Source organism: Nakamurella aerolata, from assembly GCF_013002705.1.
Taxonomy (GTDB): domain Bacteria; phylum Actinomycetota; class Actinomycetes; order Mycobacteriales; family Nakamurellaceae; genus Nakamurella; species Nakamurella aerolata.
The window spans coordinates 277,328-299,782 of sequence record NZ_JABEND010000005.1 but is presented as its reverse complement, the minus strand read 5'-3'; the positions used below and the strand labels follow the sequence as shown (position 1 = coordinate 299,782).

Here is a 22,455-nt window from a genome sequence, read left to right as displayed (position 1 = left end):
ACTCGAGGAGCGATATGCCCACCATGCCGGCTGTTTCCGGCAGTTCCGTCCACTCCGCTGATGCTGCCACCGACGGCGCATCCGGCGCGGCAGTGCCGACCAACGGGGCAGCTGACCTGTTGCCGCCGCATCATTCCGGCGACCACAGCTCGTCGACACCGGAGGCGGAGGACACCGAGCGTTCGGCCCCCGATCACACCCTTGACCAGCAGCTGGCCGCGCTGCCTCCGCAGCTGGCGCTGTACTTCCGAGACCTGCTGCGCGGCCTTGAGGCGGAGGCCGGTGACGCCCGCGCCGAGGTGCGTGAGGTGCGGGCCGCCCTCGAGTCCGACATTGCCAGGCTCCGGCTGCATGCGGCCGGCCTGCAGGGCCGGGTCGATGAGCTGCAGGCCGAGTGCGACCGGCTCAGGGCGGCCGGTCACGGTGCCGGTGCCTCGCTGGCCCGCCGGGCCGCCGGTGTCGCGCGCCGGGCCCTGCGATGACAGCCGAGGTGGCGGCGGGGTCTCCCGCCGAGCCGGCCGCGGCTGCCGACACCGCGGCTGCCGACGCCGCGGCTGCCGACACCGCGGCGCGGCCGCCGGCACTGCTGGCCGCCATCACCGTGCTGGACGGAACCGCCGACCTGGAGCACACCAGGCAGGCGCTGCTCGCCCAGGGCGACCCGAGCTGGCAATGGTTGATCGTCACCGTCGGCGACCGTGCGCTGTTCGACGAGGTGGCCGCGGCCACGGCGACCGAGCCACGCATCGAGGTGATCGACGGCAGCACGCTGTCGCGGGCGCAGGCCGCGATGGCTGCGCTGGACGTGGCGCATGCCGACTTCCTGCTGCGGCTGGACGCCGGCGACTTCCTGGATCCGGGGCTGGTCGGCCGGGTGCGCGAACTGGACGCCGAGAGCTGGGGCTACACCGACGAGGGCCTGCCCTACGCCGACGGCACCGGCATGTTGCGCTGGTTCAAACCGGACTTCTGCCCCGAGCTGCTGCGCTCACAGCCCTACCTGGTGCGCACCGCCATCCTGCCCACGGCCGTCGTCCGCCGGCTGGGTGGCCTCAGCGCGGCCGGCGCCAGCGCCCAGTGGTACGACCTGGTGCTGCGCGTTGCCGACGAACTCGGCCCCGCCGTGCACATCACCGGGCCCTACTACCTGCGGGCCGCCGAAGCCGAGCCGCAGCCGGCGCCGTGGCTGGACGGCACCCCGGAAGACCGGTGCCGGGTGCTGGCCAGGCACTGCGACGCCACCGGCATTGCGGTGACGCAGGTGTCACCGGTCACCGTCCGCGGCCGTGAGCTCGGTCAGCGGCTGCACCGGCGGTTGACGCAGACCCCGAGGGTCAGTGTGGTGATCCCCACCCGGGGCGGCAGCTCGGTGATCTACGGGCTGCGCCGCTGCCATGTGGTCGAGCTGGTCGAGTCGATGTGGACCGACGACAGGTACCCCAACCTTGAGCTGGTGATCGTCTACGACGACGAGACCCCGGCCGAGGTGCTGCAACAGCTGCGCGAGCTGACCGACGGCGAGGTGGTGCTGGTCCCGTTCCACGGGGAGTTCCACTACTCCCGCAAGTGCAACATCGGCGCGATCGAGGCCACCGGCGACTACCTGTGTCTGCTGAACGACGACATGCGGGTGGTGACACCGGACTGGCTGCACGAGATGGTGTCGCTGCTGGACGATCCCGAGGTCGGAGCCGTCGGGCCCAAGCTGCTGTTCGCCGACGGTTCGCTGCAGCATGCCGGCCACGTCTACAACGGCGGTTCGGCCGGGCACCTGCTGTTCAACGCCCCCGGCGACACCATCGACATGGCAGGGCTGGCGCAGCTGACCGGCGAGCGGATGGGCGTCACCGGCGCCTGCCTGCTGATGCGCAGGGCGGACTACCTCGAGCTCGGCGGTCTTTCCGAGCTGTTCCCGCTGAACTTCAACGACGTCGACCTCTGCTTGAAGATCGTCGACGCCGGGTTCCGCATCCTCTACACGCCACACGCCGTGCTCGATCACTACGAATCCCAAACCCGGCAGGCCAGAATCGATCCCAAAGAAGTCGCCCAGATGGAGCGGCGCTGGCGCGTCATCATGCATCACGACAGGGTGCTCAATCCGCTGGACCGGCTGCCCGTGATGCCCCGACCCGATGTGATGGAGTTCTGACCCGTTGAGTACCAGCCCCAGCAGCCCGGCCGAGACGGCCACCGACTCGGCCGACTACTCGGCGCTGTACTACCACGACTACTCGGGCCCGCCCTACACCTACGAAGAACCGCACTGGAAGAACTTCTTCGGCGGGATCGCCGACCAGATCATCCAGTTGTTCGCGCCGGCGTCGGCCTACGACGCCGGTTGCGCCAAGGGTTTTCTGGTGCGGGCCCTGCTGGAACGCGGCGTCGACGCCTACGGCGGCGACATCTCGCAGGAGGCGATCGAGGGCGCGCCGCCCGGCCTGCGGGAGCGGCTGGCCGTCGTCGATCTCAGCCGGCCACTGGAATCCGACCGGCGCTACGACCTGGTCACCTGCATCGAAGTGCTGGAGCACATGGCTCCCGAACACGCAAGGCGCGCCGTCGACAATCTCTGCGCGATGTCCGACGTTGTGCTGCTGTCCACCACCCCTGACGACTTCAGGGAGCCGACGCACGTCAACATCCACCAGGCCGGCGACTGGGCACAAGCCTTTGCCTCCAACGGCTTTTTCCGCCGCACCGACATCGACGGCACCTTTCTCTCGCCGTGGGCGGTGGTGTTCGCCAAGCAGCAGGTGACGCTGCCGACGCTGGCGCACCGCTACGAGTCCGTCCTCGAGTCCACCACCAGGGAGGTGTACGAGAAGCGGCAGGCGCTGCTGGATTTGCGGCGCCAGCTGGACGAGGCCAGTGCCCCCGCGATGGTGGCAAGGGACGAACTGCAGGAGCAGTACAACGACGTCGTGCACCAGCGCAACACCATCGCGGCCGAACGCGACGCGCTGATCACCGAGCGGGACGATGCCGCAGCCGAACTGGCCAGGTTCAACGGGCCCGAGGCCACCCAGGCCCGCTGGGCACTGGTCGACGAGCTGCTCGGTGCCAGAGCCGAACTGGCTCAGCAGAAGGTGCAGGCGGACACCGCGGTGCGCAACGCCGGCGCCGAGGCGGTGCGGTTGCGCGCCGTCGTCGACTCGAAAGATGCTGAGCTGCAACGGTTGCACGCCGAGCTGGCGGTGCAGCGCGGACGGGCCGAGGCGGCCGAGGCGGATGCCAGCGCCGCCCGTACCTCAACCACCTGGCGGGCCGGCCGGCTGGCGACCGCGCCGCTCCGGCTCGCCCGCAGGGCGCTGCGCCGATGACGGACGCTGTGCCGATGACGGACGCTGTGCCGATGACGGACACTGTCCCGACGACGGACGCTGCGCCGACGGCCGATACCGGGCAGCCATCCGCTGAGCGGAGATCCGGTGCCGACCCGGCAGCTGCCGGCGGACCGCTGTTCTCGGTGCTGGTGCCGGTGTACCGGACCCGCTCCGACCACCTGCGCGAGATGGTCGATTCGGTGGTGGCGCAGACCGAGCCGAGCTGGGAACTGCTGCTGGTGGACGACGGATCCGACGACGCCAGGCTCACCGCCGACCTCGCCGCCGCGGCCGCCGCCGACCAGCGCATCAAGGTCAACGCGCTGGAGCGCAACTCCGGGATCATCGCCGCCACCGCCGCAGGGTTGGCGCAGGCTCGCGGTGAATTCGTCTGTCTGCTCGACCACGACGATGTGCTTGCCCCGCAAGCACTTGAGTGGGTGCGGGCGGCGGTGGAGCAGCACCCGGCCGCCGATGTGCTCTACACCGACGAGGACCAACTGCACGACGGCGGAGTGCTGACGGCGGCCTTCCGCAAACCGGACTTCTCCGCCGAGCGGCTGCGTGGCCAGATGTATCTCGGGCACCTGGTCAGCTACCGGCGGTCGTTGCTTGACGAGCTCGGCGGCTTCCGGCCGGGGTACGACGGCAGCCAGGACTACGACCTTGCGCTGCGCGCCACCGAACGGGCGCGCGAGGTGGTGCACATCCCCGAGATCGCTTACCACTGGCGGATTTACACCGGCTCGGTGTCGCACCGCGAGGACAACGCCGCGGTGTTCGACGCCGCTCGCCGCGCACTCACCGACCACCTGCGCCGGGTCGGTATCGACGGCGAGGTCGAGCAGGTGCACGAGGTTGGCGTCTACCGGGTGCGGCGTCGCCTCGCCGAGCAGCCGCTGATCTCGATCGTCATACCTACCAGGGGATCTCGCGGTTTTGTCCGCGGCGCCGAGCGGGTACTGGTGACCGATGCGGTGCGCTCCATCGTGGAGCGCAGCACGTATCAGAACTATGAGATCGTGCTGGTGGCCGACACCGCCACCCCGCCTGCGGTGCTGGACGACGTCGCCGAGCTGGCCGGTGATCGGCTCACCGTCGTGCCGTTCGACGGTCCGTTCAACTTCTCCGCCAAGATCAACCTCGGCGTGTGGCAGGCGCGAGGCGACCAGCTGCTGCTGCTCAACGACGACGTCGAGGTGATCACCCCGGACTGGCTGGAGACCATGGTGGCGCTGTCAGCCGGTGACGTCGGCATGGTCGGCGCCAAGCTGCTCTACGAGGACGGCACCGTCCAGCACCACGGGCACCTGTACGAGCGGGGTGATGTCACCCACGTGGCACCAGGAGTGCCGAGGGACTGGCCGGGCCCGTTCGCCGACCTGTTGGTCGACCGCGACGTCTCCGGCGTGACGGCCGCCTGCGCGCTGCTCCGCCGTGAGGTGTTCGACGCTGTCGGCGGGATGAGCCTTGAGCTGCCGGTCAACTTCAACGATGTCGACCTGAGCCTGAAGATCACCGGCGCCGGCTACCGGATCGTGCAGACCCCGTTCGCCGAGCTGTACCACTTCGAGAGCAAATCCCGCGAGCGCAGCGTCGCCGCGCCAGAGGTGCATGCGCTGCGGGCCCGCTGGGACCACCAGTTGCTGGTCGATCCGCACTGGCGGCACGATCCGGAGCTGGCCAGGGCCGCCGTGACCGGCTGAGCCCGTGCGCTGAGCCAGTCCGCGCAGGACGTGATCGACGGAAAGGACCAGCCACGATGAAGACCTACACCGTGACCGCTGAACGCGCGGGCACGGCATGGCATGTGCGCGTCCCTGAGCTGAACCGATTGACACAAGCCCGCTGGGCATCCGAGGTCGAGGGCATGGCCCGCGATCTGATCGAAGCGATGACTGATGCGGATCAGGACAGCTTCGACACCGTGGTCAGGTGGCAACTACCCGAGAATGCCGAGCGACATCTTGAGCGGTCGCGCGAGCTTGCCAAGGCGGCTGCCGCGGCTCAGGAGGAAGGGGCTGCCGAGTACCGCCTGGCAGCCAAGGCGTTGCACGATGAGGGGCTCGGCTCGACCGAGATCGGCCGGGTGCTGGGCGTCTCTCGCCAACGAGCCAACCAGCTGATCTCGTCCTGATATGCGAAGACCCCGACAGCCTGAGCTACCGGGGTCTGGGCATCGTGGTGCTACTGCGCAAAGTGTGATGCAAACCCGGTGCGAGCTGGTCACCGCTTTCCGCGCGCCCAGCGCCGCCAGAGCTGCCTGCTGGGCACCGATGCCGCCCGGCCGAGCAACCAGCGTTGCCGGCACAGCGCCGGCAGCGCCAGCGCCGTGGCACCGAGCACCCGCAGCCGCAGCGCGACCGAGAAGTTCGCGGCGTCCGGCACCGGGCGGCGCAGCAACCGCTTGGCGGCCAGCGAACCGGTGGTGACCCCGAACCGGGCCACCCCGCGCGCCGCGACGGCGGCGGGGGCGTTGCGGATTAGGAACCACAACCGGTTCCGCTCGTTGTGGAAGTGAAAGCTGCTGGAGCGTTGGTCGGCGGTGGCGGAGTGGGCGTGCCGCACGGTCGCGTCCGGCACCAGCCGGATCTGCCAGCCGGCCGCCCGCAACCGCCACGAGGTGTCGACGTCTTCGTAATAGAGGAAGAACTCGGCGGGAAAACCGCCAACCGCTGCGACCGCGTCGGTGCGCAGCAGCGCAGCACCGCCGGAGAACCCGAACACCTCGCCAGCAGCCACCGCCGGTACCGCGGAACCGGGGTCGCTGCGAGCGTCGTCGCCGGCGCCGAGGTCGTAGCCGTGGCCGGACGGCAACAACCCGACGCCGGCGTTCTGAATCCGTTGCGGGCGTTCGGTTTCCAGCAACACCGCGGTCCAGGCCGCCGTGTCCGGTTGCTGCTCCGCCGCGGCCACCAGGTTGCTCAACCAGTCGGGGTCGGCCACGGCGTCGTCGTTCAACAGCGCCGTCCAACGGGTGCGCACCTGCGTCAGGGCCGCGGCCATGCCGCCGGCGAAGCCGCGGTTCTCCGGCAGCCGCAACACCTGCTCCGGTGCCAGCCGATCATGCAGCAATTCGGCGGTCCCGTCGCTGGAACCGTTGTCCACCACCAACAATCGATGCGGAAGACGCTGCGCCGCCAGCGAATCAAGGCACCGCTCGAGCCAGGCCCGGCCAGCGTAGGTCACCACCACAACGGTGACGTCGCCGCCGCTCCGGCTCGCGGCGCCGGCTGCAGGAGGTTCCGCGTGCATCCGGCCAGTCTGCCGGACGGGTGCGAGCGGGTGCGCCGCCCGGTGGGACGGATCCGGCCGCGCGCTGTGATTGGCTGAGCCGGTGCCGACCCTCACCCTGATCGCCGAGCAACTGCTGGGGCCCGTTCCCGGCGGCACCGGGCGCTACACCGCCGAGATCGGCCGGGCACTGGCCGCGACCGCGCCGGACGGGTGGCGGCTGGATGCGGTGACGGCCTGGCACCGCGACACCGCACCGGCCCGCATCGACGGCGTCGCCGGCCCGCGGCGACTCCCGGTCGACCGGCGCGCGCTGGCCGAGCTATGGTCGCGCGGACTACCGCCAAGGGTCAGCCCGGACGGCAGCGTGCACGCACCCACCCCGCTGGCGCCGGCGCGGCGCGGCGCACCGCTGGTGGCGATGGTGCACGACGCGGTGCCGTGGACTCATCCCGAGACGCTGACCCCGCGCGGCGTCAGCTGGCACCGCCGCGCCGTCGGCCGGCTGGTGCGGGACGCCGACGCCATTCTGGCCCCGAGCCAGGCGGTGGCCGGGGTGCTCGACGAGTTGTTCACCCTGGGGGAGCGGCTGCACGTGATACCGCACGGGTACACCGGGCTGCCGCTGCCTGACCCGGCCGAGCTGGACGCCGCCCGTGCCCGGCTGGGGCTGCCGGAGCGGTACGTCCTCAGCGTCGCCACCCTGGAGCCGCGCAAGGGCCTTGACGTGCTGGTGCGGGCATTCGCGCAGGCCCCGCTGGCCCGGCCGGGCGACGGCGCCGCCGGGCCGGTGCTGGTGCTGGCCGGCCAAGCCGGCTGGGGCGAACTGTCGATCCCGCGGCTGGCCGAGCAGGCCGGGGTGCCGCCGGAGCGGATCAGGGTGCTCGGCAGGGTGAGCGACGCCGACCTTGCGGTGGCCGTCCACGGTGCCGCCGCCGTCGCCGTACCGAGCCGCGCCGAGGGCTTCGGGCTGCCGGTGCTGGAGGCGATGGGCGCCGGAAAACCGGTGGTGCACAGCGACATCGAGGTGCTCAACGAGGTCGCCGCCGGCGCCGGCGTTGCCGTCCCGGTCGGTGACCATGCCGCGCTGGCGCAGGCGCTCGCCGGCGTCCTCGACGACGCCGACGCCGCCCAGCAGCGCGCCGCGGCGGGCCGGCGGCGGGCCGCAGAATTCAGCTGGACAACGGCTGCCGAACGCACCTGGGCGGTGCACCGCAGCCTGCTGCCCGGCTGAACCGCCCGCTCAGCCGGTGCGCCGGCGGCGCCACCACACCAGCGCACCGGCGGCCAGCAACAGCAGCACGGCGCCGGCGCTGACCGCGATGCCCAAGGTGCGGTGCGACCCGGTGTAGTCGAACTCGACCAGATGCTCGCCGGCCGGCACCGGCACAGCGGCAAAAGCCTGATCCACCAACGCGATCGGGACCTCGGTGCCGTCCACCGTTGCGGTCCAGCCGGACGGCATGCTGTCGGCAACCACCAGGTGGCCGGCCCCGCGGGCGTTCACCCTGACCGCGATCCGATCACCGCTGTCCTCGACGACATCCAGCTGTGCGGTGGCGCCGCTGGACGCGCCCGGTGGTGGCGCGTTGAACACGGCGGTCCCGGCCGGCAACTCTGGTGACTGCAGCCGCTCCAGCCTGGTCTTCTCGTCCGGCAGCACCTCGGCCGATCCGGCCCAGCGGATCCGCGGCAGCGCACTGGTGCGCTCCCACAGCGTGCCGTGGGTGTCGGAGAACACCAGCACCAGATTGTCCGGCTTGGCCGGGTCGGGGACCACCCACCGCGCGTACGGCTGTTGACCCTGACCGCGGAGCAGCGTCAGCGGCGCACCCTCGTTGCGCACCTCGATCCGCACCGGCGCCTGCGCCGGGATGGCGGCGCCGGCCACCGGCACCGTCAACCAGCCGGGCGCGGCACCGTTGCTGGTGAGCCCACCGGTGGCCAGTTCGGTGCCGTCGGCGCCGAGTACCCGGATCCGGACGGCGACCTTGGTGCCGCGTTCGACGGGTGCGGTCAGCCGGAGTTGGACGCCGCGCACCGTCGTGCCGGTCGCCGGAATCGCCACGGTGGCACCATCGGCCAGTGCTGTCGACGGCCCTGGCGGCGGGTCACCCGCCAGGGGTTGGCCCTGCAGCGACAACGCTCGGCCCGGCAGCGCGGCGCCTGGCTGGGCGATCACCCAGCGCGCCCCCAGCCGGTCCAGCAACCGGTTGGCCATCTTCGGGTCGTTCAGACCGATCGACAGCATCGGGTTGGTCGGGGTTTTGCCCGGGCCGGAGTACACGGTCGGGTCGATGGTCATCAGCAGGTGCTGCCACGGTTGGGGCTGGAAGGTGTGGCCGGTGACGGTGCGCAGGTTGTAGGCCTGCCCGGTGGAACCGAGGAAGGTCCCCAGCAGCAGCGAACGGTCGTTGCCCTGATGTTGTTGGGCGGCGGCGATCAGCGGGTTCTCCTGGTAGAACTCCGACTTGTCTGCGGTCGGCCAGTAGAACGCCGAGTTGGTGATCAGCTGTACGCCGGCCACCACAACGGCAACGGCCACCGCGATCAGGCTCGCCAGCCGGCGCCGCCACAGCACGGCGGCCGCGACCAGCGCCAGCACCGTGACGACACCAAGCAGCACGTCCCAGGTCAACGCGCTGGTGTCCGGCAGCTGCGGCCGGTAGTGCCACCACAGTCCGCCCAGCACCAGCACGGCGATCACACCGAAGGTGACAACAACGGCGGAGCGGCTGCGGGCCTGGAATCTGTTCAGCCCGCCGCGCAGGATGCTGTCGAGGCCGATCGCGGCGAGACCGGCGGCAAAGAAGCCGACAAGGTCCCGCAGCCGGCCCGGCGCGTTGTTGGCCAGCACCGGCACCGACGACAACCAGTCGGTCCACCAGCCCTGCCACCAGACGATGGCAACACACACCACCAGGCCGGTGGTGAGCAGCGGAACCACACCGCGGCGCACGGTGGAGTAGCGCGCCGCGAAGATCGCCACCGCGCCGAGCAGCACGGTACCGGCGCCGAGATAGGCGTACGACTCGATCGGGTTGGACGCCGGGTAGCCGGCCCTGGTGAAGGCCCGCGGCAGCACCGTCGACAGCATCGAACGCAGCGACAGGTCGCCGAAGAACTGGTTGGCCCGGTAGCTCAGATCGGTACCGGCGAGTTGCGCCGCCAGGGCCAGTAGTTGGAAGGCCGACAGCGCAACACCGACAACGACGGCGACGATGGCAAGGCCGAAGCTCTTCAGCTCCTGGCCCCAGCTCAGCCCGGACGAGCGGTGCTCCACCAGCAGTCGGATGACGAAGTACGCCGTCGCCGCATAGATGGCGTGCCCTGCCGCTGCCGGGAAACCGGCCAGCAGCAGAAAGCCGATCACCAGCGCGATCGGGATGGCGGAGCCGAGGGTGCGCCGCTGCAGGAACCGTTCGGTCACCCAGAACAGCGCAGGGATCATCGCTGCGGTGGTGGCCTGCGGCACCCAGTTCGACCAGCCGACGAAGAACCCGGTGCCGCAGTAGGCGAACGCGCCGACCATGGCGGGCCCACGGGCCACATCCACCCGGCGCAGCCACAGCGTCATCCCGGCGAACGCCGTCACCAGCTGCAGCAGCTTCACCAGGCCGAGCGACCAGCTCGGCGGGAAGATCGCCAGCCACGCCGTGAGCGGTGTTGCCATGCCGAGGTTGGTCGAGGCCAGCAGCGGCGTTCCCGGGCCGGAATCACCCGACCACCAGGCGAAATCGCCGTCCCACAGCCGGGTGTGCGTCTCCAGGTAGCTGGGGATCAGCGAGTCGATGGTGTCGCCGACCAGCGGGTTGACGCTGACCACCGGGGTGCCGCCGTGGTTCCACGGCGGCCGAGCCGCCAGCAGGTCGGCCCCGGCGAAAACCTCGAAGCCGAGCAGCGAACCGGCCAGCCTGATGATGATGTACAGCGCGAACATCACCAGCACCGTCGCCGGGATCAACAGCTCGGGTGACCGAGGCAGCGCCCACCTGCCGCCCGGCGCTGCCGTCCGGGCCGGCCGGCCGGCGGCGGACTCGGAGGTAGCCGGATCGTCGCCGGGATCTGCGCCGGTATCGACGGCGCGGGCGGGCGAGTCGGCCACGTGGCAGCCTTTCTGTCGGACCTGCTGTCGGATTTTCTGTCGGACCGTCTGTCGGACCGGGCACCGGCGGCGTCGCAGGGTTCTGGCCCCGGATGGAACGGACACCGGCACCCTAAGACAGCGGCCTGGGTGTGCGGAGCGGACACGGCCGTGCTCGACCGCCGCGCGGCCGCCGGTTGGCCACCGGAAGCAACGCTGCCACATTGCATTACGCTGCCCAACGCCGGTGCGGCACGGCCGCCAGCGCACCGACCGACCGTAGCGAGGAGTTGGCAGTGGTGGAGCTTCCAGCGCCGAGAGTGGCGCTGGACGCGACCGCCATTCCGGCCGCCGTCGGCGGCGTCGGGCGCTATGTGCAGCAGCTGGCTGCGGCCGCGGCGCCGCAGCTGGCCGGTGCCGGCGGCGCGTTGACGGTGCTGTGTCAGGCGCGGGACGCCGACCGGTTCGGCGCGCTGGCGCCGCAGGCCGACATCGTCCCGATTCCCCGGCGCTGGGAGCCGGTGCCGGCCCGGCTGGTCTGGGAACAGAGCCGGCTGCCGCTGCTGGTGCGGTCGCTGAACGTCGATGTGCTGCACTCGCCGCACTACACGATGCCGCTGGCCAGCCCGGTTCCCGTTGTGGTGACGCTGCACGACGCCACCTTCTTCTCCGACCGTGAGTTGCACCTCGGCGTCAAGGGCCGCTTCTTCCGCCGCTGGACCGCGATGTCGCTGCGCCGCGCCGCAGCCTGCGTCGTGCCGACTCACGGCACCGCCGCAGCGTTGGCGCGATACGCGGGGGCGCGCCCCCAGCAGCTGATGGTGGCGCATCTCGGGGTGGACAGCGGGCAGTTCCACCCGCCCACCGACGGTGAGCTGACCCGGCTGCGGGAGCAGCTGGGCGTTTCGGAAGAGGCCGGTTGGGTCGCCTTTCTCGGCACCTTGGAGCCGCGCAAGAATGTGCCGGCGCTGATCGACGGGTTCGTCACGGCGTTCCAGCCGCGAGCCGCGGCCGGCGGGCCGGTGCCGGCGTTGCTGCTGGCCGGTGCCGACGGCTGGGATGATGGTGTCGAACCGGCGCTGGCGGCGGTGCCGGCGTCACTCCAGGTGCGCAAGGTTGGGCGGCTGCCCGGCGAGCTGCTCGCGGCGTTTCTCGGCGGCGCCGAGGTGGCCTGCTACCCGTCGCTCGGGGAGGGATTCGGGCTGCCGGTGCTCGAGGCGATGGCGTGCGGCGCTGCGACGCTCACCACCGCCAGGGTGCCGATGCCGGAGATCGGCGGCGATGCGGTGGCCTACACCGAGGTCGACGCCGGCGCCATCGGCGCCGCGCTCACCGAGCTGATCGATCAGCCAGAGCGCCGCGCGACGCTGGCCGCCGCCGGTCTGCGTCGCAGCGCCGAGTTCAGCTGGACCGCTTGTGCGGCAAAGCATCTGCGCGCCTATCGGCGGGCCGCCGCGCAGGGAAAGGGATGGAGACCATGACCGACCCGGCGCCCGGCACACCACCGTTGCCGGCCGAGTCCGCCGAACCCGCCGAACCCGCCGGGCCGGCCGCGCCTGCCGAGCCTGCCGCGCCGGCCGAGGCGGCCGAGCTCGCCGAGTCGGCCGCGACGCGGCGGGTTGGCGTTGTCACGGTGACGTACTCGCCGGGGGAAACGCTGGCGGCGCTGCTGGACTCGCTGTCGGCCGCCAGCACGGTGCCGCTCGCCGTTGTGATCTCCGACAACGGCTCGGACGACGGCAGTGTCGAGGCCGCGGAGCGGCGTCCGGACGTCACCGTCGTGCACAACGGGCGCAACCTCGGCTACGGCGGCGGGGTCAACGCCGGTGTCGGCGCGCTGCCGGCCGGGGCCGACCCGGTGCTGATCGTCAACCCTGACGTGGTGCTCGGCCCGGGTGCGCTGGACGAGTTGCTGGCAGGGCTGCGCCGGCATCCGGAGGCCGGCGCCGTCGGTCCGCTGATCACCACGGCGGACGGGGTGGTGTATCCGTCCGCGCGGCAGCTGCCGTCTCTCGGTGCCGGTGCCGGCCACGCCCTGCTCGGTTGGTGCTGGCCGGGCAACCCGTGGACCAAGACGTACCGCCAGGACCACGCCGAACCTGTCGAGCGCAAGGCCGGTTGGCTCAGCGGATCCTGCTTGTTGGTGCGGCGCAACGCTTTTGCCGAGATCGGCGGTTTCGACGATGACTACTTCATGTATTTCGAGGATGTCGACCTCGGCGACCGGCTGGCCAGGGCCGGCTGGGTCAGCATGTACGTGCCGAGCGCGAGCGTCACGCACCTCGGCGGCCACGCCGCCAGCCGTGACCGCACCGCGATGTCAAGGGCCCACCACGCCAGCGCCTACCGGTACCTGTCCGGACGGTATGCGCGGCCGTGGCAGGCGCCGGTGCGCTGGGCGCTGCGGCTAGCCCTGGCCGTCAGGGCCGCTGCCGCCTCCCGGTCCGCGAAGGTCGCCGGCGGGGCTGAGCTGCCGGACCGCCGGCCGTCCTGACCGCCCCCGCGGCACGCAGCGGACCGCGATCACCAGCCCGCCGATCACCGCGGCGACACCGAGGAGCGCGATCAGCTGCGGGACCGGCTTGCCGAACGGGAAATGCCCGGCCATGGTGGCGACGGCCCGCCGCAGATTCCCCGGGGTGAGCGTCTCGAATCGGTGCAGCCAGGTGAAGCCGAACGACAGGTAAAGCGCCCAACCCGAGATCAGGGTCGCCAGCGCCGCAGCCACCGCCGGCGTCCACCGCCGCGCCCGGCCGAGAAACACCACAAGTCCGGCCGCGAACGGGATCAGCAGGCCGGCCACTGCGGGGTAGACGTACCGGCCCTGAATGCCGGCCAGCGCCCGGAACTGCGAGTAGGTGGCCCACGACTCGCGCACCATCAGCACCATCAGGCCGGCCGCGAATCCCCAGATGATCAGCAGGTCCCAGCGGACCCTGCGGTAGGCGATGACGGCGGCGATCAGGGTGATCGGCAGTGAGGCGCACAAGGCGATCAGCAGTGGCCACGGCAGCTGCGGTGGCTCGTGCAGGCCGAGCGACCCGAACAGCCGGAGCGGGACCTGCTTGACCATCTGGCGCAGGAAGAACCCGAAATCGGCAGGGTCGTCGGCCGCCCGCGGCGCCCCGAGCTGCTTGAGATACCTGCTGCCCCAGGCCTGCGGTGCGGCGAACAGGCTGCCGAACCTGATCAGACTGACCACCCACCACAGCGCGGCCAGCAATGCCCCGATCGCAAGCGTCGCGATGGTGGCCGGCGGAGGTGGCCGCCCGGAGCGCCGCCAACCGATCAGGTAGGCCAGCACGATCAGCGGGGTCAGGATCATCACCGTCAGCTTGGTCAGCGACCCGGCGACCGCCACCGCAGCGATCAGCACGGCGGTGCGCCGCGTCAGGTCGCCGCCCATCACCTTCAGCGCCAGCCAGATCAGCGCCGCCCCGATCAGCACCGCCAAGGTGTCGTTGGTGACGGTCGCCGCGATCCGCGGGAGCCCGGGGACGAACGCCGGCAGGAAAGCCGCCGCCACGGCCTGCGGCCCCGGCCCGAACAGCGCCTTCGCCCCGGCCCACAGCAGCGCCGGCACCGGCAGCATCAGCAGCACGTTGAACAACCGCAGCCAGAACACCAACTGGTCCAACGGGATCGAGTCGGCGCCGGGCATCAGCCACATCGCCGCGCCCATCAGGTCGTAGTACAGCGGGGGATGCTGGGTCTGGTAGTTCGACACGGCGTCTTCGGTGGAGCCGTCCGGTGGGCGGGCCGCGCCGCCCAGCTGGTCGAGTGAGGGCCGCTCGTCCCGCGGCAGCGGGGCAAACTCCGCCAACGACGGCCCGTTGCGGATCATGGTGGAGCGCACGTAGAGGTCGGCGCCGCGCTGCACCGCTGTGGATTCCGGCAGCGAGCCGGGGCCGGGCAGCAACGCGCCGTGGGCGGCGGCCACCACCCGGTCGACATGGAACTCTTCGTCGGCACCGTTGAGCGTCGGGGTACTGAGCAGGAAACCGAGGCAGACCCCGAAGAAGAGCAGCGTGCCACCGATCACCGGCAGCGCAGCAGCACTGCGCAACGCGCCCGTCCCGGCCCGGTGACCGGCGCGCGAGCGCCCCGCCGGCCGCGGACGAGGTGCGTCCCGCACAGTCTCCCGCGGCTGCCCCACGCAGCAGACGCTAGCAGCGGCGGCGATTCGCCCCGATGACGCCGGGCCGGGGCGGCGCCTCCGGTAGGGTCCGTCATGCTCACCACGCACCGCCAGAGCATCCGTCCACCCGACAGACAACCAAAGAAACAGCAGGCGGACCGACGGGTTCGCGTCGGCGTCCCGGCCGCGGCCGGAACGCGGGCGCCCGTCGATCACCGGCAGCGAGCGAGCCGCCCCCTGCGCGAGGAAGGCGATGAAGGGCATCATTCTGGCCGGCGGCGCCGGCACCCGTCTGCATCCGATCACCAAGGCCGCGTCCAAGCAGCTGCTGCCGGTGTACGACAAGCCGATGATCTACTACCCGCTGTCGGTGCTGATGCTCGCCGGGATCACCGAGGTGTTGGTGATCACCACCCCTGAGGACAACGCGGCGTTCCGGCGGTTGCTCGGCGACGGCTCGGAGTGGGGCCTGACGATCACCTACGCCGAACAGCCGCAGCCGAACGGGCTGGCGGAGGCTTTCATCATCGGCGCCGATCACGTCGGCGACGACAGCGTGGCATTGGTGTTGGGCGACAACATCTTTTACGGCCACGGGTTCTCGCAGACCCTCAAGCAGGTGACCGCCGACGTCGACGGCTGTGTGCTGTTCGGCTACCGGGTGTCCGATCCGGAGCGGTACGGCGTCGGCGAGGCCGACGAGTCCGGCCGGTTGATCTCCATCGAGGAGAAGCCGGCGCAGCCGAAATCGAACCTGGCGATCACCGGGTTGTACGTCTACGACAACAAGGTGCTCGAGTACGCCAAGAACCTGCAGCCGTCGGCCCGCGGCGAGCTGGAGATCACCGACCTGAACAACCTGTACCTGGCCGACGGCAAGGCGCAGTTGGTTGATCTGGGACGGGGATTCGCCTGGCTGGACACCGGCACCCACGACTCGCTGCTGGAGGCCGGGCAGTTCGTCCAGGTGCTCGAACACCGGCAGGGCGTGCGGGTCTCGTGTCTTGAGGAGATCGCCCTGCGCAACGGTTTCATCACCGCCGATCAGTGCCTTGCCCTCGGTCGGGCGCTGGCGAAGTCGCCGTACGGCCAGTACGTGATGGACGTGGCACGGGCCGCCGGAGCCGCCGGTTGACCCGGCCGCTTCCGAAAGTGCCTGCCGCCGACACCGCTGGCCGGCCAGGGCCAACTGAGGGTGCCGCCGGCGCGGCGCGGTGGCGGCACCGGCGCTCCGGCCGGCTTGCGGTGCTCGGCGGGACCCTGACGCTGCTCGCGGTGTGTCTCGGGTTTCTGCTGCATTCGCCAACACTCATCGGCCCGGACGAGCCGTTCCACTTCGATCGCGTGGTGGCGGCTGCACACGGCGATCTCGCGCTCAACCCTGGGAACCTGCATCGGTCCACCGGGGTGCGCGGGGCCGAGGCCGAGTATGCGAAGACCCAGATGAAGCGAAACAGCCCGAGCTGGGCTGACTACGTCGCCACCCCCCGCGGCGATCGTCCCTCGCTGAACGACCTCGGTGGCAATGCCCGCGATCCGCAGGACGCCACCAACTATCTGACCCAGCACCCCCCGCTGTACTACGCGGTACTCGGTGGCGTCATGTGGCTGATGCCGGGCGCCGACGACCTGCCCGTTGATCAGTTGGTCTTCTGGCTCAGGGCGGCCAACCTGCTGCTGATCCTGCCGCTGCCATGGCTGTTCCACCGTGCCGCGAGGACGATCTTCTCCGGCCGGGCCGGCAAGCTCGCTTTCGCCCCCGCCGCGGTGGCGGCAGCACCGTTCCTGCCCGCGCTGATCCCCGGGCTGCCCCGGCTGGTGGCCACCATCACCAACGACGCTCTGGCGATCAGCATCGGCACGGCCATCCTGGCGCTGGCGCTCGGGGTGATGCGCGGCGACCGAAGCGTGCGAACGGCGGTGCAGCTGTCGGTGCTGGCGATTGCCGCGGCGCTGACCAAGGTGACGGTGATTCTGGTGGCCGCAGCGATACCGGTGGCCTACCTGTACCAGTGGCTGCGGTGGCGCCGGTGGCCACGGCCGGCGGTGGCAGCGGCGTTGGTGACCGGCGCAGCGCTGACCGCGGCCTGGCCGATCCGCAACCTGATCCAATTCGGCGCGGTGCTGCCGGCCGAACAAGCCTGGGGATCGCGCTTCGCCCGGGTCACTGGCGACCTGCGCACCGCGGCCAACCCGATGGACTCCGCCAAGTACTGGCAAACGCTCGGCGACACCCTGGCTTCCCGGTTCTGGGGTTCGCTCGGACTGCACGAGCCGCCCCAGCTGCCGGGCGGATTGTTGTGGGTGATGACGCTGATCGCCCTGGCCAGCGTTGTTGTCAGTGTGTGGGTGGTGCCCGGCCGCCGCTTGATGATCGTGCTGCCGTGGTTGCTCGGGGTGGGAATGATCGTCGCGGTGCTCTACAACGCCTACGCGCAATATTCCAAGTACACCGCGCTCACCGGGATTCAAGGCCGCTATGCCTATCCCGCCATGCTGGGACTGTTACTGCCCATTGCCATTGCTGCGGCATTCGGGCTGGGTCGGTTCCGGCGCTGGACGGCCACCGTTCTGTGTCTCTACGGGCTGCTGGTGTGCGGGTGGGCGCTGTGGATCTCCGCCGGCTACACCTGGTTGCCGCGCGGCCAGAACTTGACCTTCGGGACGCTGGCGAGTGCCGCCCAAACCTTCAACAGGCACTTTGCTTTCGCCCCGTCCTTCACGGTGGTTGTTGGGCTGGTGGCGTTGCTGGCTGCCGGTGGTGCCATAGCGTCGACGGTGGCGTTGGCCCGGTCGGACCTACCGCGGTCGATGCCGGTGTCGGCGTCGGTGCCGGCCGGTTCGGACCGCACTTTTTGAGCTCACCGCCGGAGCGGTTTCCGGCCCGGGTACGCCGGACGCGTGGATGGCCGGAATCTCCTTTTCGCGGTCCTATGATGAGTTCCGGCCGCGCTCGGGGCGCGTCGGGGTTGTCGCGACGATGGGTCAGGAGGACGTTATTTCTCACAGTGGGTTCTGGGCCGTCATCCCAGCCGGAGGTTCGGGGACGCGGCTCTGGCCGCTGTCGCGATCGACCCGACCGAAGTTCTTGCTCGATCTGCTCGGCACCGGCCGCACCCTGCTGCAGCAAACCGTCGACCGGCTTCGGCCGCTGTGCGGCGACCAGATCATGGTGGTGACCGGCGAATCACACATCGCCGCGGTTCGCGAGCAGCTGCCGGACATCCCGCGCGACCAACTGGTGACCGAACCGTCCGGCCGTGATTCGATGCCGGCGATCGGCCTGGCAGCGGCGCTGATCGAGCGGATCGATCCGGAGGCCGTCATCGGGTCGTTCGCCGCCGATCATGTGGTGGGGGACTCCGAGACCTTCGAACGTGAAGTGGGGCAAGCCATCTCGGTCGCCCGCCAAGGGTTCGTGGTGACCATCGGCATCGAACCGAGTTATCCGGCGACCGAGTTCGGGTACATCAGGGCGGGCGAGTCGATGGCGCTGCCGGACGCCCCGGCGGCCAGGGCGGTCGCCTCGTTCGTCGAGAAGCCGGACGGACCCACCGCGGCCGGTTATCTGGAATCCGGTGAGTACCGCTGGAACGCCGGCATGTACGTGGTCAAGGCCGGGGTTCTGTTGGACCTGTTGGCCGAGCAGCTGCCGGCGATGGCCACCGCGCTCCGCGAGATCGCCGCCGACCCGGCGTCGATGCCCGAGCGCTGGCCGCAGCTCACCAAGATCACCATTGACCACGCTGTTGCCGAACCGGCGGCGGCCGCCGGCCGGATGGCCGTCGTCCCGGGCGATTTCCAGTGGGACGACATCGGAAGTTTCGGGTCGCTGGCTCGCTGGCTGCCCAGGACAGCGGCCGGCACCGCGGTGCTCGGTGACCAGGCCATGGTGATGGCCGACGGCGCCGGCGTCGTGATCCCGGGGACGGGACGGCTGGTGGCGACCATCGGCACCGAGAACGTCGTCGTGGTGGACACCCCCGACGCGCTGCTGGTCACCACGGTGGAACGAGCCCAGGACGTCAAACGGCTGGTCGACGAGCTGAAAGCGACCGGCCGTGTGGACCTCACCTGACAAGGAGCTGACCGACCAGGGCCGCTACCAGCAGGCCGGGTCGGCGGCGCGGCGGACGGACGGCGGCGCCGGATCGGTGCCGATGGTGTTTCTGCGCTGGCGCGAGATTCTTCGGCTCGGTTGGCCGATAGCGCTGACCATGATGGCCGCTCAACTGATGCTGGCGATCATTCTGAAGCCCATTTTCAGCGCCGACGAGCTTGCCCATCTGGACTACGCGTACCAGATCTGGCACGGCCAGCTGCCGGTGTTTCATGACGGCCTGCTCTGGCGGGATCCGGCCTATTCACCGCCCGCGGTGCAGTGGGTCTCCCAGCACCCGCCGCTGTTCTACGTGCTGACCGCGTGGTTTGTCGGGCCGTTGATCGACGCCGATCACGCCTGGTACGCGGACATGTTCGGACGCGGCTTCAACGCCGTCGTCACGGTGGCAGCGGTCTTTGCCATCGGCTGGGCAGCGTCGCGGGTGTTGCCGGGGCGCAGGGCGCGCGGCTGGGCGGCCAGCACCATGCTGTTCGCCTCGGCGATCAGCCCGTTGATCCGCACCGGCGGCAGCTTCTACAACGACAACCTCGCGGTGCTGTCCACCGCGCTGACCATCGGGGTCGCCGCAACGGTGCTCAACGCCGGAGTCACCACGCGGCGGCTGATCGCGTCCGCGGCGGTCGCGGCGATGGCGATGCTGACCCGATCGAACAGCATCGTCACCGTCGCGCTGCTGGTGGCAGGTATCGGGGTAGCGGTGCTGATCCATCGCACCGAGCTGGCCTGGCCGGCCCGGCTCGGCCGGGCGGTGCTCTCGGCGCTGGTTCCCGTCATCGCCGTTGTGGTCTTTGCCGGCTGGTTCTATCTCCGCAACATCCGGCTCACCGGCAGCTGGACGGGCGGCGACGCCGACTGGGCGATCAAGAACCTGCACCGGAAGTACCTGACCGCCGGTGAAGTATTCAGAACCGATCAATCGCTGCGGCTGCTGCAAGCGCACTGGTACGCCTACTCCGGCTCGGGGTTCTACCGGCCCGGGTTCCAGGTGGGCCGCTGGACCGCAGGGGTGATGCTGGTGGCCGGGCCGTTGGCCGCGCTCGGCCTGATGGCACGGCGGTTCTCCGCCGGTCGCCTGCGAGTCCAACAGGTGTTGATCGCGCTCGGCCTGCTTGCCCAGTTCCTGGGAACCTTCGCCATGTATGTGGTTTTCCGGATGAACAGCGGCGGAACCGGCGCCCGCTACTTCCTTCCAGCGGTGTTGCCGATGGCCATGCTCGGTGCCTGCCTGCTGATGGTCATCCCGCCAAGAGCGCGCAAGGTCGCGGCCGCCGTCGCGGTGCTGCTGGTGTGGTTCCCCGGGGCGCAGGCGATCGTCGGCTACCAGAAGAAGTACGGCTGGGGGTGGGGTTCGACCACCGGCGCGACGCTGCCGGTGTGGACGCTGTGGCTGCTCTGGGTGGTGTTCGCCGTTGGGCTGGTGCTGTTCATCGTCCGTTATCCGGTGGACGAGCACGCGATGCTGTCCGGGTCGACCGATCGTGGCCGGCCCGGCTCGGAACCCCAGGGGCCCCAGCCAGTTGATGCCGGCGCTGCGGTCAGCGCTGCCGGCGCTGACGATGACGCCGCGGCCGGCGGGAGCAGCGCACGGACGGCCCCGGTGTTGCCGGCGCCGATGGCGAGCGGGGCGACGGTTTCGGTGACGGTCTCGGCGATGCCCGTCCCGGCGGCTCGGCGGACAGCCACAGCCTCGACCAGCCGACCCGGTCCATCGGCAGCGTCAAGCCCGGTGACTCGGTGGCAGGCGACCCGGTGGCAGGCGACCCGGCAGGGCGCGGGCAGCTGCCGTGACGCTGCCAGGGGGGCGGCCGCCGGCCGGACAGCAGCGGGTCACCGACCCGGTGCGGTTCCTGCCGCTGTTGACGGTGACGCGCCTGGTCGCCCCCATCCTGCTGATGTTCGCCGCGATTGCGTTGGCGACCGGATTCACCCAGGTCCAGCTGCCCAACAGCCACGAGGTCGCGCACCTCGACTACGCCTGCCAGGTGTGGAACGGGCGCCTGCCGGTGTTCGAGAACGGCCTGCTGCTGCAGGTCGAGAAGTCGCCTCCGGTGCAGTGGACCGCCCAACACCCGCCGTTGTTCTACCTGCTCGCCGCGCCGTTCGTCGGGCCGCTGCTGGCCGCTGGTCATCCGGAGACAGCGAACCTGGTGGGGCGCAGCCTCAACACCGTCATCGCAGTGGTGGCACTGATCGCGATCGCCTGGGCGATCTCCCGCATCGCCCCTGGACAACGGGCGCGAAGCTGGACGTACATCGGTACCGCCGTGGCGGCGGCGGTGAGTCCGCTGATCAGGGTCGCCGCCTTCTACAACGACGAGCTGGCGGTGGTCTTCATCGCGCTGGGCTCCGGCATCGCCGCAACGGTGCTGTGGGCCGGGCTGACCGCCCGGCGGCTGACGGCTGCCGCCGTCGTCGCGGTGGGATTGCTGCTGACCAGGGCGAACACCGTCATCATGGTTGCCCTGCTGGTGCTTGCGGTGGCCATCGCCGGTTGGCGCGGCGCCCAGGGTGGCCAGGCGCGACGGTGGTTGGCGGCCGGGTTGGCCGGGGCGGTCCCGGCGCTGGCCGCGGCCGCCGGCGCCGGCTGGTTCTATCTGCGCAACATCAGACTGACCGGCGGCTGGACCGGTGGCCATCCGGACTGGGCCGCGGAAAACCTGGGAAGGCACCAGCTGTCCGTCTGGCACATCATCCGCACCGACCCGTCCCTCGGACTGTGGCAGCCGCAGTGGTTCACCCATGCCTCGGCCAGGGTGTTCCACCCCTATTTCGAGATCGGCAGGGGCGCCGCCGCCGTTGCAATGGCCGCCGGTGTGATCGGCGCTGCGGTGCTGTTGGTGCGAGCGCTGCGGCGGCGAGCGGTCACCTGGCAGCTGATCGCGGTGGTCGGCGTCGTCGCCGCCCAGTTCGTCGGCACCTACGCCATGTTCGTGCTCTACCGGACCGGGACCGGCGGTAGCGCCGCCCGTTATTTTCTTCCCGCCCTGCTGGGTTTCGCGCTGTTGGTGGCGTGCGGCCTGATGGCCCTCCCGGTGCGCTGGCGCCGGTGGGGCCTTGCCCTGCTGCTGGTGGCGGCGCTGCTGCCCGGCGTGCAGTGGCTCTACCGCTACCAGTGGGGATTCGGCTGGTCGTTGAATCAGAACACGGCCGGTGGTGTTCCGGTGCCGATCGTGATGGCGCTGATGGTGGCCTTCGCGGTCGGCTTGGTCATCGTGGTGGCGCAGATGCCGACGGAACCCGCCCCGCGCCCTTGGCGATCGACGGATGACGCGCCGGCGTCGACAGTGCCGGCGCCTGCAGGTTCGGCGCCGGCGGTTCCGGCGCCGACCGGCTCGCAGTTCACCGTCCCGCCCACCGATGGCCCCGATCCCGTCGCTCATCCGCCCAGCGCAGCGCACCGGGCAGCCGATCCGATCCGATCCGCGGAGGGCGGCCGGCTCGCCTAACTGCCGGGCGGTAGGTGAGGGTTGCCGCGCGTCACGCTGGTGCTTGGGGTGGTCAGCTGGTGCTTGATGCGGATCAGTTGGTGCTGGGCCGGGTCGGCTGGCGC

Annotated in this window: 19 protein-coding genes; 12 read left to right on the top strand and 7 right to left on the bottom strand. The window is 70.7% G+C overall.

Features of this window, described 5'->3' with window-relative positions:
- Positions 1 to 14 precede the first annotated feature (14 nt).
- From HKD39_RS11270 to HKD39_RS11250, 5 genes are read left to right on the top strand one after another with little or no spacing between them, the layout of a single operon-like run.
- A complete protein-coding gene (locus HKD39_RS11270) occupies positions 15 to 482 on the top strand; it encodes a hypothetical protein (RefSeq protein ID WP_171199947.1) in 468 nt (155 codons plus the stop codon).
- Positions 479 to 2,152 carry a glycosyltransferase gene (locus HKD39_RS11265; protein ID WP_171199946.1) on the top strand — a complete coding sequence of 558 codons (1,674 nt, stop codon included), beginning with the start codon at positions 479 to 481 and terminating at the stop codon, positions 2,150 to 2,152. The genes HKD39_RS11270 and HKD39_RS11265 overlap by 4 nt, the downstream gene beginning before the upstream one ends.
- A gap of 4 nt (positions 2,153 to 2,156) precedes the next feature.
- Entirely contained in the window at positions 2,157 to 3,323 is a 1,167-nt protein-coding gene (locus HKD39_RS11260; RefSeq protein ID WP_171199945.1) for a class I SAM-dependent methyltransferase, read from the top strand.
- Positions 3,324 to 3,355: 32 nt separating this feature from the next.
- Positions 3,356 to 5,032, top strand: a complete 1,677-nt coding sequence (locus HKD39_RS11255; RefSeq protein ID WP_171199944.1) for a glycosyltransferase family 2 protein — start codon at positions 3,356 to 3,358, stop codon at positions 5,030 to 5,032.
- A gap of 56 nt (positions 5,033 to 5,088) precedes the next feature.
- A complete protein-coding gene (locus tag HKD39_RS11250; protein ID WP_171199943.1) occupies positions 5,089 to 5,463 on the top strand; it encodes a hypothetical protein in 375 nt (124 codons plus the stop codon).
- An 89-nt stretch (positions 5,464 to 5,552) separates the two neighbouring features.
- Here HKD39_RS11250 and HKD39_RS11245 read toward each other — a convergent pair whose 3' ends face one another.
- Positions 5,553 to 6,581 carry a glycosyltransferase family 2 protein gene (locus tag HKD39_RS11245; protein WP_171199942.1) on the bottom strand — a complete coding sequence of 343 codons (1,029 nt, stop codon included), beginning with the start codon at positions 6,579 to 6,581 and terminating at the stop codon, positions 5,553 to 5,555.
- An 82-nt stretch (positions 6,582 to 6,663) separates the two neighbouring features.
- On the opposite strand from HKD39_RS11245, the gene HKD39_RS11240 reads away from it, so the two are divergent.
- Positions 6,664 to 7,794: a glycosyltransferase gene (locus HKD39_RS11240; protein ID WP_171199941.1), complete on the top strand. Its 1,131-nt coding sequence runs from the start codon at positions 6,664 to 6,666 to the stop codon at positions 7,792 to 7,794.
- Positions 7,795 to 7,803: 9 nt separating this feature from the next.
- Here HKD39_RS11240 and HKD39_RS20525 read toward each other — a convergent pair whose 3' ends face one another.
- Entirely contained in the window at positions 7,804 to 10,665 is a 2,862-nt protein-coding gene (locus HKD39_RS20525) for a YfhO family protein (protein WP_171199940.1), read from the bottom strand.
- A gap of 275 nt (positions 10,666 to 10,940) precedes the next feature.
- Between HKD39_RS20525 and HKD39_RS11230 the strand changes: the two genes are divergently transcribed.
- Positions 10,941 to 12,125 (top strand): glycosyltransferase family 4 protein, encoded by a 1,185-nt coding sequence (locus HKD39_RS11230; RefSeq protein ID WP_343074677.1) that lies wholly within the window; start codon positions 10,941 to 10,943, stop codon positions 12,123 to 12,125.
- The gene (locus HKD39_RS11225; RefSeq protein WP_246232425.1) at positions 12,113 to 13,138 is read left to right on the top strand and encodes a glycosyltransferase family 2 protein; all 1,026 of its coding nucleotides are present in this window, start codon (positions 12,113 to 12,115) and stop codon (positions 13,136 to 13,138) included. Before HKD39_RS11230 ends, HKD39_RS11225 begins: the two co-directional genes overlap by 13 nt.
- Here the strand turns inward: HKD39_RS11225 and HKD39_RS11220 are convergent.
- Positions 13,052 to 14,710 (bottom strand): DUF2142 domain-containing protein, encoded by a 1,659-nt coding sequence (locus HKD39_RS11220; RefSeq protein WP_171199939.1) that lies wholly within the window; start codon positions 14,708 to 14,710, stop codon positions 13,052 to 13,054. The two genes, HKD39_RS11225 and HKD39_RS11220, sit on opposite strands and share 87 nt — an antisense overlap.
- Before the next feature lie 325 nt (positions 14,711 to 15,035).
- Here HKD39_RS11220 and rfbA point away from each other — a divergent pair, with 325 nt between their 5' ends.
- The 3 genes from rfbA (at position 15,036) to HKD39_RS11205 (ending at position 18,860) form a co-directional block, all read left to right on the top strand.
- The gene (gene rfbA, locus HKD39_RS11215) at positions 15,036 to 15,917 is read left to right on the top strand and encodes a glucose-1-phosphate thymidylyltransferase RfbA (protein WP_171199938.1); all 882 of its coding nucleotides are present in this window, start codon (positions 15,036 to 15,038) and stop codon (positions 15,915 to 15,917) included.
- Positions 15,914 to 17,641 (top strand): DUF2142 domain-containing protein, encoded by a 1,728-nt coding sequence (locus tag HKD39_RS11210; protein ID WP_171199937.1) that lies wholly within the window; start codon positions 15,914 to 15,916, stop codon positions 17,639 to 17,641. The genes rfbA and HKD39_RS11210 overlap by 4 nt, the downstream gene beginning before the upstream one ends.
- Before the next feature lie 121 nt (positions 17,642 to 17,762).
- The gene (locus tag HKD39_RS11205) at positions 17,763 to 18,860 is read left to right on the top strand and encodes a mannose-1-phosphate guanylyltransferase (RefSeq protein WP_171199936.1); all 1,098 of its coding nucleotides are present in this window, start codon (positions 17,763 to 17,765) and stop codon (positions 18,858 to 18,860) included.
- Here the strand turns inward: HKD39_RS11205 and HKD39_RS11200 are convergent.
- From HKD39_RS11200 to HKD39_RS11185, 4 genes are all read right to left on the bottom strand, one after another.
- A complete protein-coding gene (locus tag HKD39_RS11200; RefSeq protein WP_171199935.1) occupies positions 18,853 to 19,116 on the bottom strand; it encodes a hypothetical protein in 264 nt (87 codons plus the stop codon). The two genes, HKD39_RS11205 and HKD39_RS11200, sit on opposite strands and share 8 nt — an antisense overlap.
- A 119-nt stretch (positions 19,117 to 19,235) precedes the next feature.
- Positions 19,236 to 19,406: a hypothetical protein gene (locus HKD39_RS11195; protein WP_171199934.1), complete on the bottom strand. Its 171-nt coding sequence runs from the start codon at positions 19,404 to 19,406 to the stop codon at positions 19,236 to 19,238.
- A gap of 12 nt (positions 19,407 to 19,418) precedes the next feature.
- Positions 19,419 to 19,679 carry a hypothetical protein gene (locus HKD39_RS11190; RefSeq protein ID WP_171199933.1) on the bottom strand — a complete coding sequence of 87 codons (261 nt, stop codon included), beginning with the start codon at positions 19,677 to 19,679 and terminating at the stop codon, positions 19,419 to 19,421.
- Between the two features lie 660 nt (positions 19,680 to 20,339).
- Positions 20,340 to 20,588: a hypothetical protein gene (locus HKD39_RS11185; RefSeq protein ID WP_171199932.1), complete on the bottom strand. Its 249-nt coding sequence runs from the start codon at positions 20,586 to 20,588 to the stop codon at positions 20,340 to 20,342.
- Positions 20,589 to 20,689: 101 nt separating this feature from the next.
- On the opposite strand from HKD39_RS11185, the gene HKD39_RS11180 reads away from it, so the two are divergent.
- A complete protein-coding gene (locus HKD39_RS11180; protein ID WP_171199931.1) occupies positions 20,690 to 22,351 on the top strand; it encodes a hypothetical protein in 1,662 nt (553 codons plus the stop codon).
- The last annotated feature ends 104 nt before the right edge of the window (positions 22,352 to 22,455 follow it).

What these genes read in the sequence shown, in the direction of transcription:
- HKD39_RS11250 (WP_171199943.1), top strand. Translation starts at nt 5,089, where the DNA reads ATGAAGACCTACACCGTGACCGCTGAACGCGCGGGCACGGCATGGCAT.
- rfbA (WP_171199938.1), top strand. Translation starts at nt 15,036, where the DNA reads ATGAAGGGCATCATTCTGGCCGGCGGCGCCGGCACCCGTCTGCATCCG.
- HKD39_RS11255 (WP_171199944.1), top strand. Translation starts at nt 3,356, where the DNA reads ATGACGGACACTGTCCCGACGACGGACGCTGCGCCGACGGCCGATACC.
- HKD39_RS11225 (WP_246232425.1), top strand. Translation starts at nt 12,113, where the DNA reads ATGGAGACCATGACCGACCCGGCGCCCGGCACACCACCGTTGCCGGCC.
- HKD39_RS11205 (WP_171199936.1), top strand. Translation starts at nt 17,763, where the DNA reads ATGGGTCAGGAGGACGTTATTTCTCACAGTGGGTTCTGGGCCGTCATC.
- HKD39_RS11200 (WP_171199935.1), bottom strand. Translation starts at nt 19,116, where the DNA reads ATGAAACACCGGCAGCTGGCCGTGCCAGATCTGGTACGCGTAGTCCAG.
- HKD39_RS11245 (WP_171199942.1), bottom strand. Translation starts at nt 6,581, where the DNA reads ATGCACGCGGAACCTCCTGCAGCCGGCGCCGCGAGCCGGAGCGGCGGC.
- HKD39_RS11190 (WP_171199933.1), bottom strand. Translation starts at nt 19,679, where the DNA reads ATGACGGGAACCAGCGCCGAGAGCACCGCCCGGCCGAGCCGGGCCGGC.
- HKD39_RS11265 (WP_171199946.1), top strand. Translation starts at nt 479, where the DNA reads ATGACAGCCGAGGTGGCGGCGGGGTCTCCCGCCGAGCCGGCCGCGGCT.
- HKD39_RS11270 (WP_171199947.1), top strand. Translation starts at nt 15, where the DNA reads ATGCCCACCATGCCGGCTGTTTCCGGCAGTTCCGTCCACTCCGCTGAT.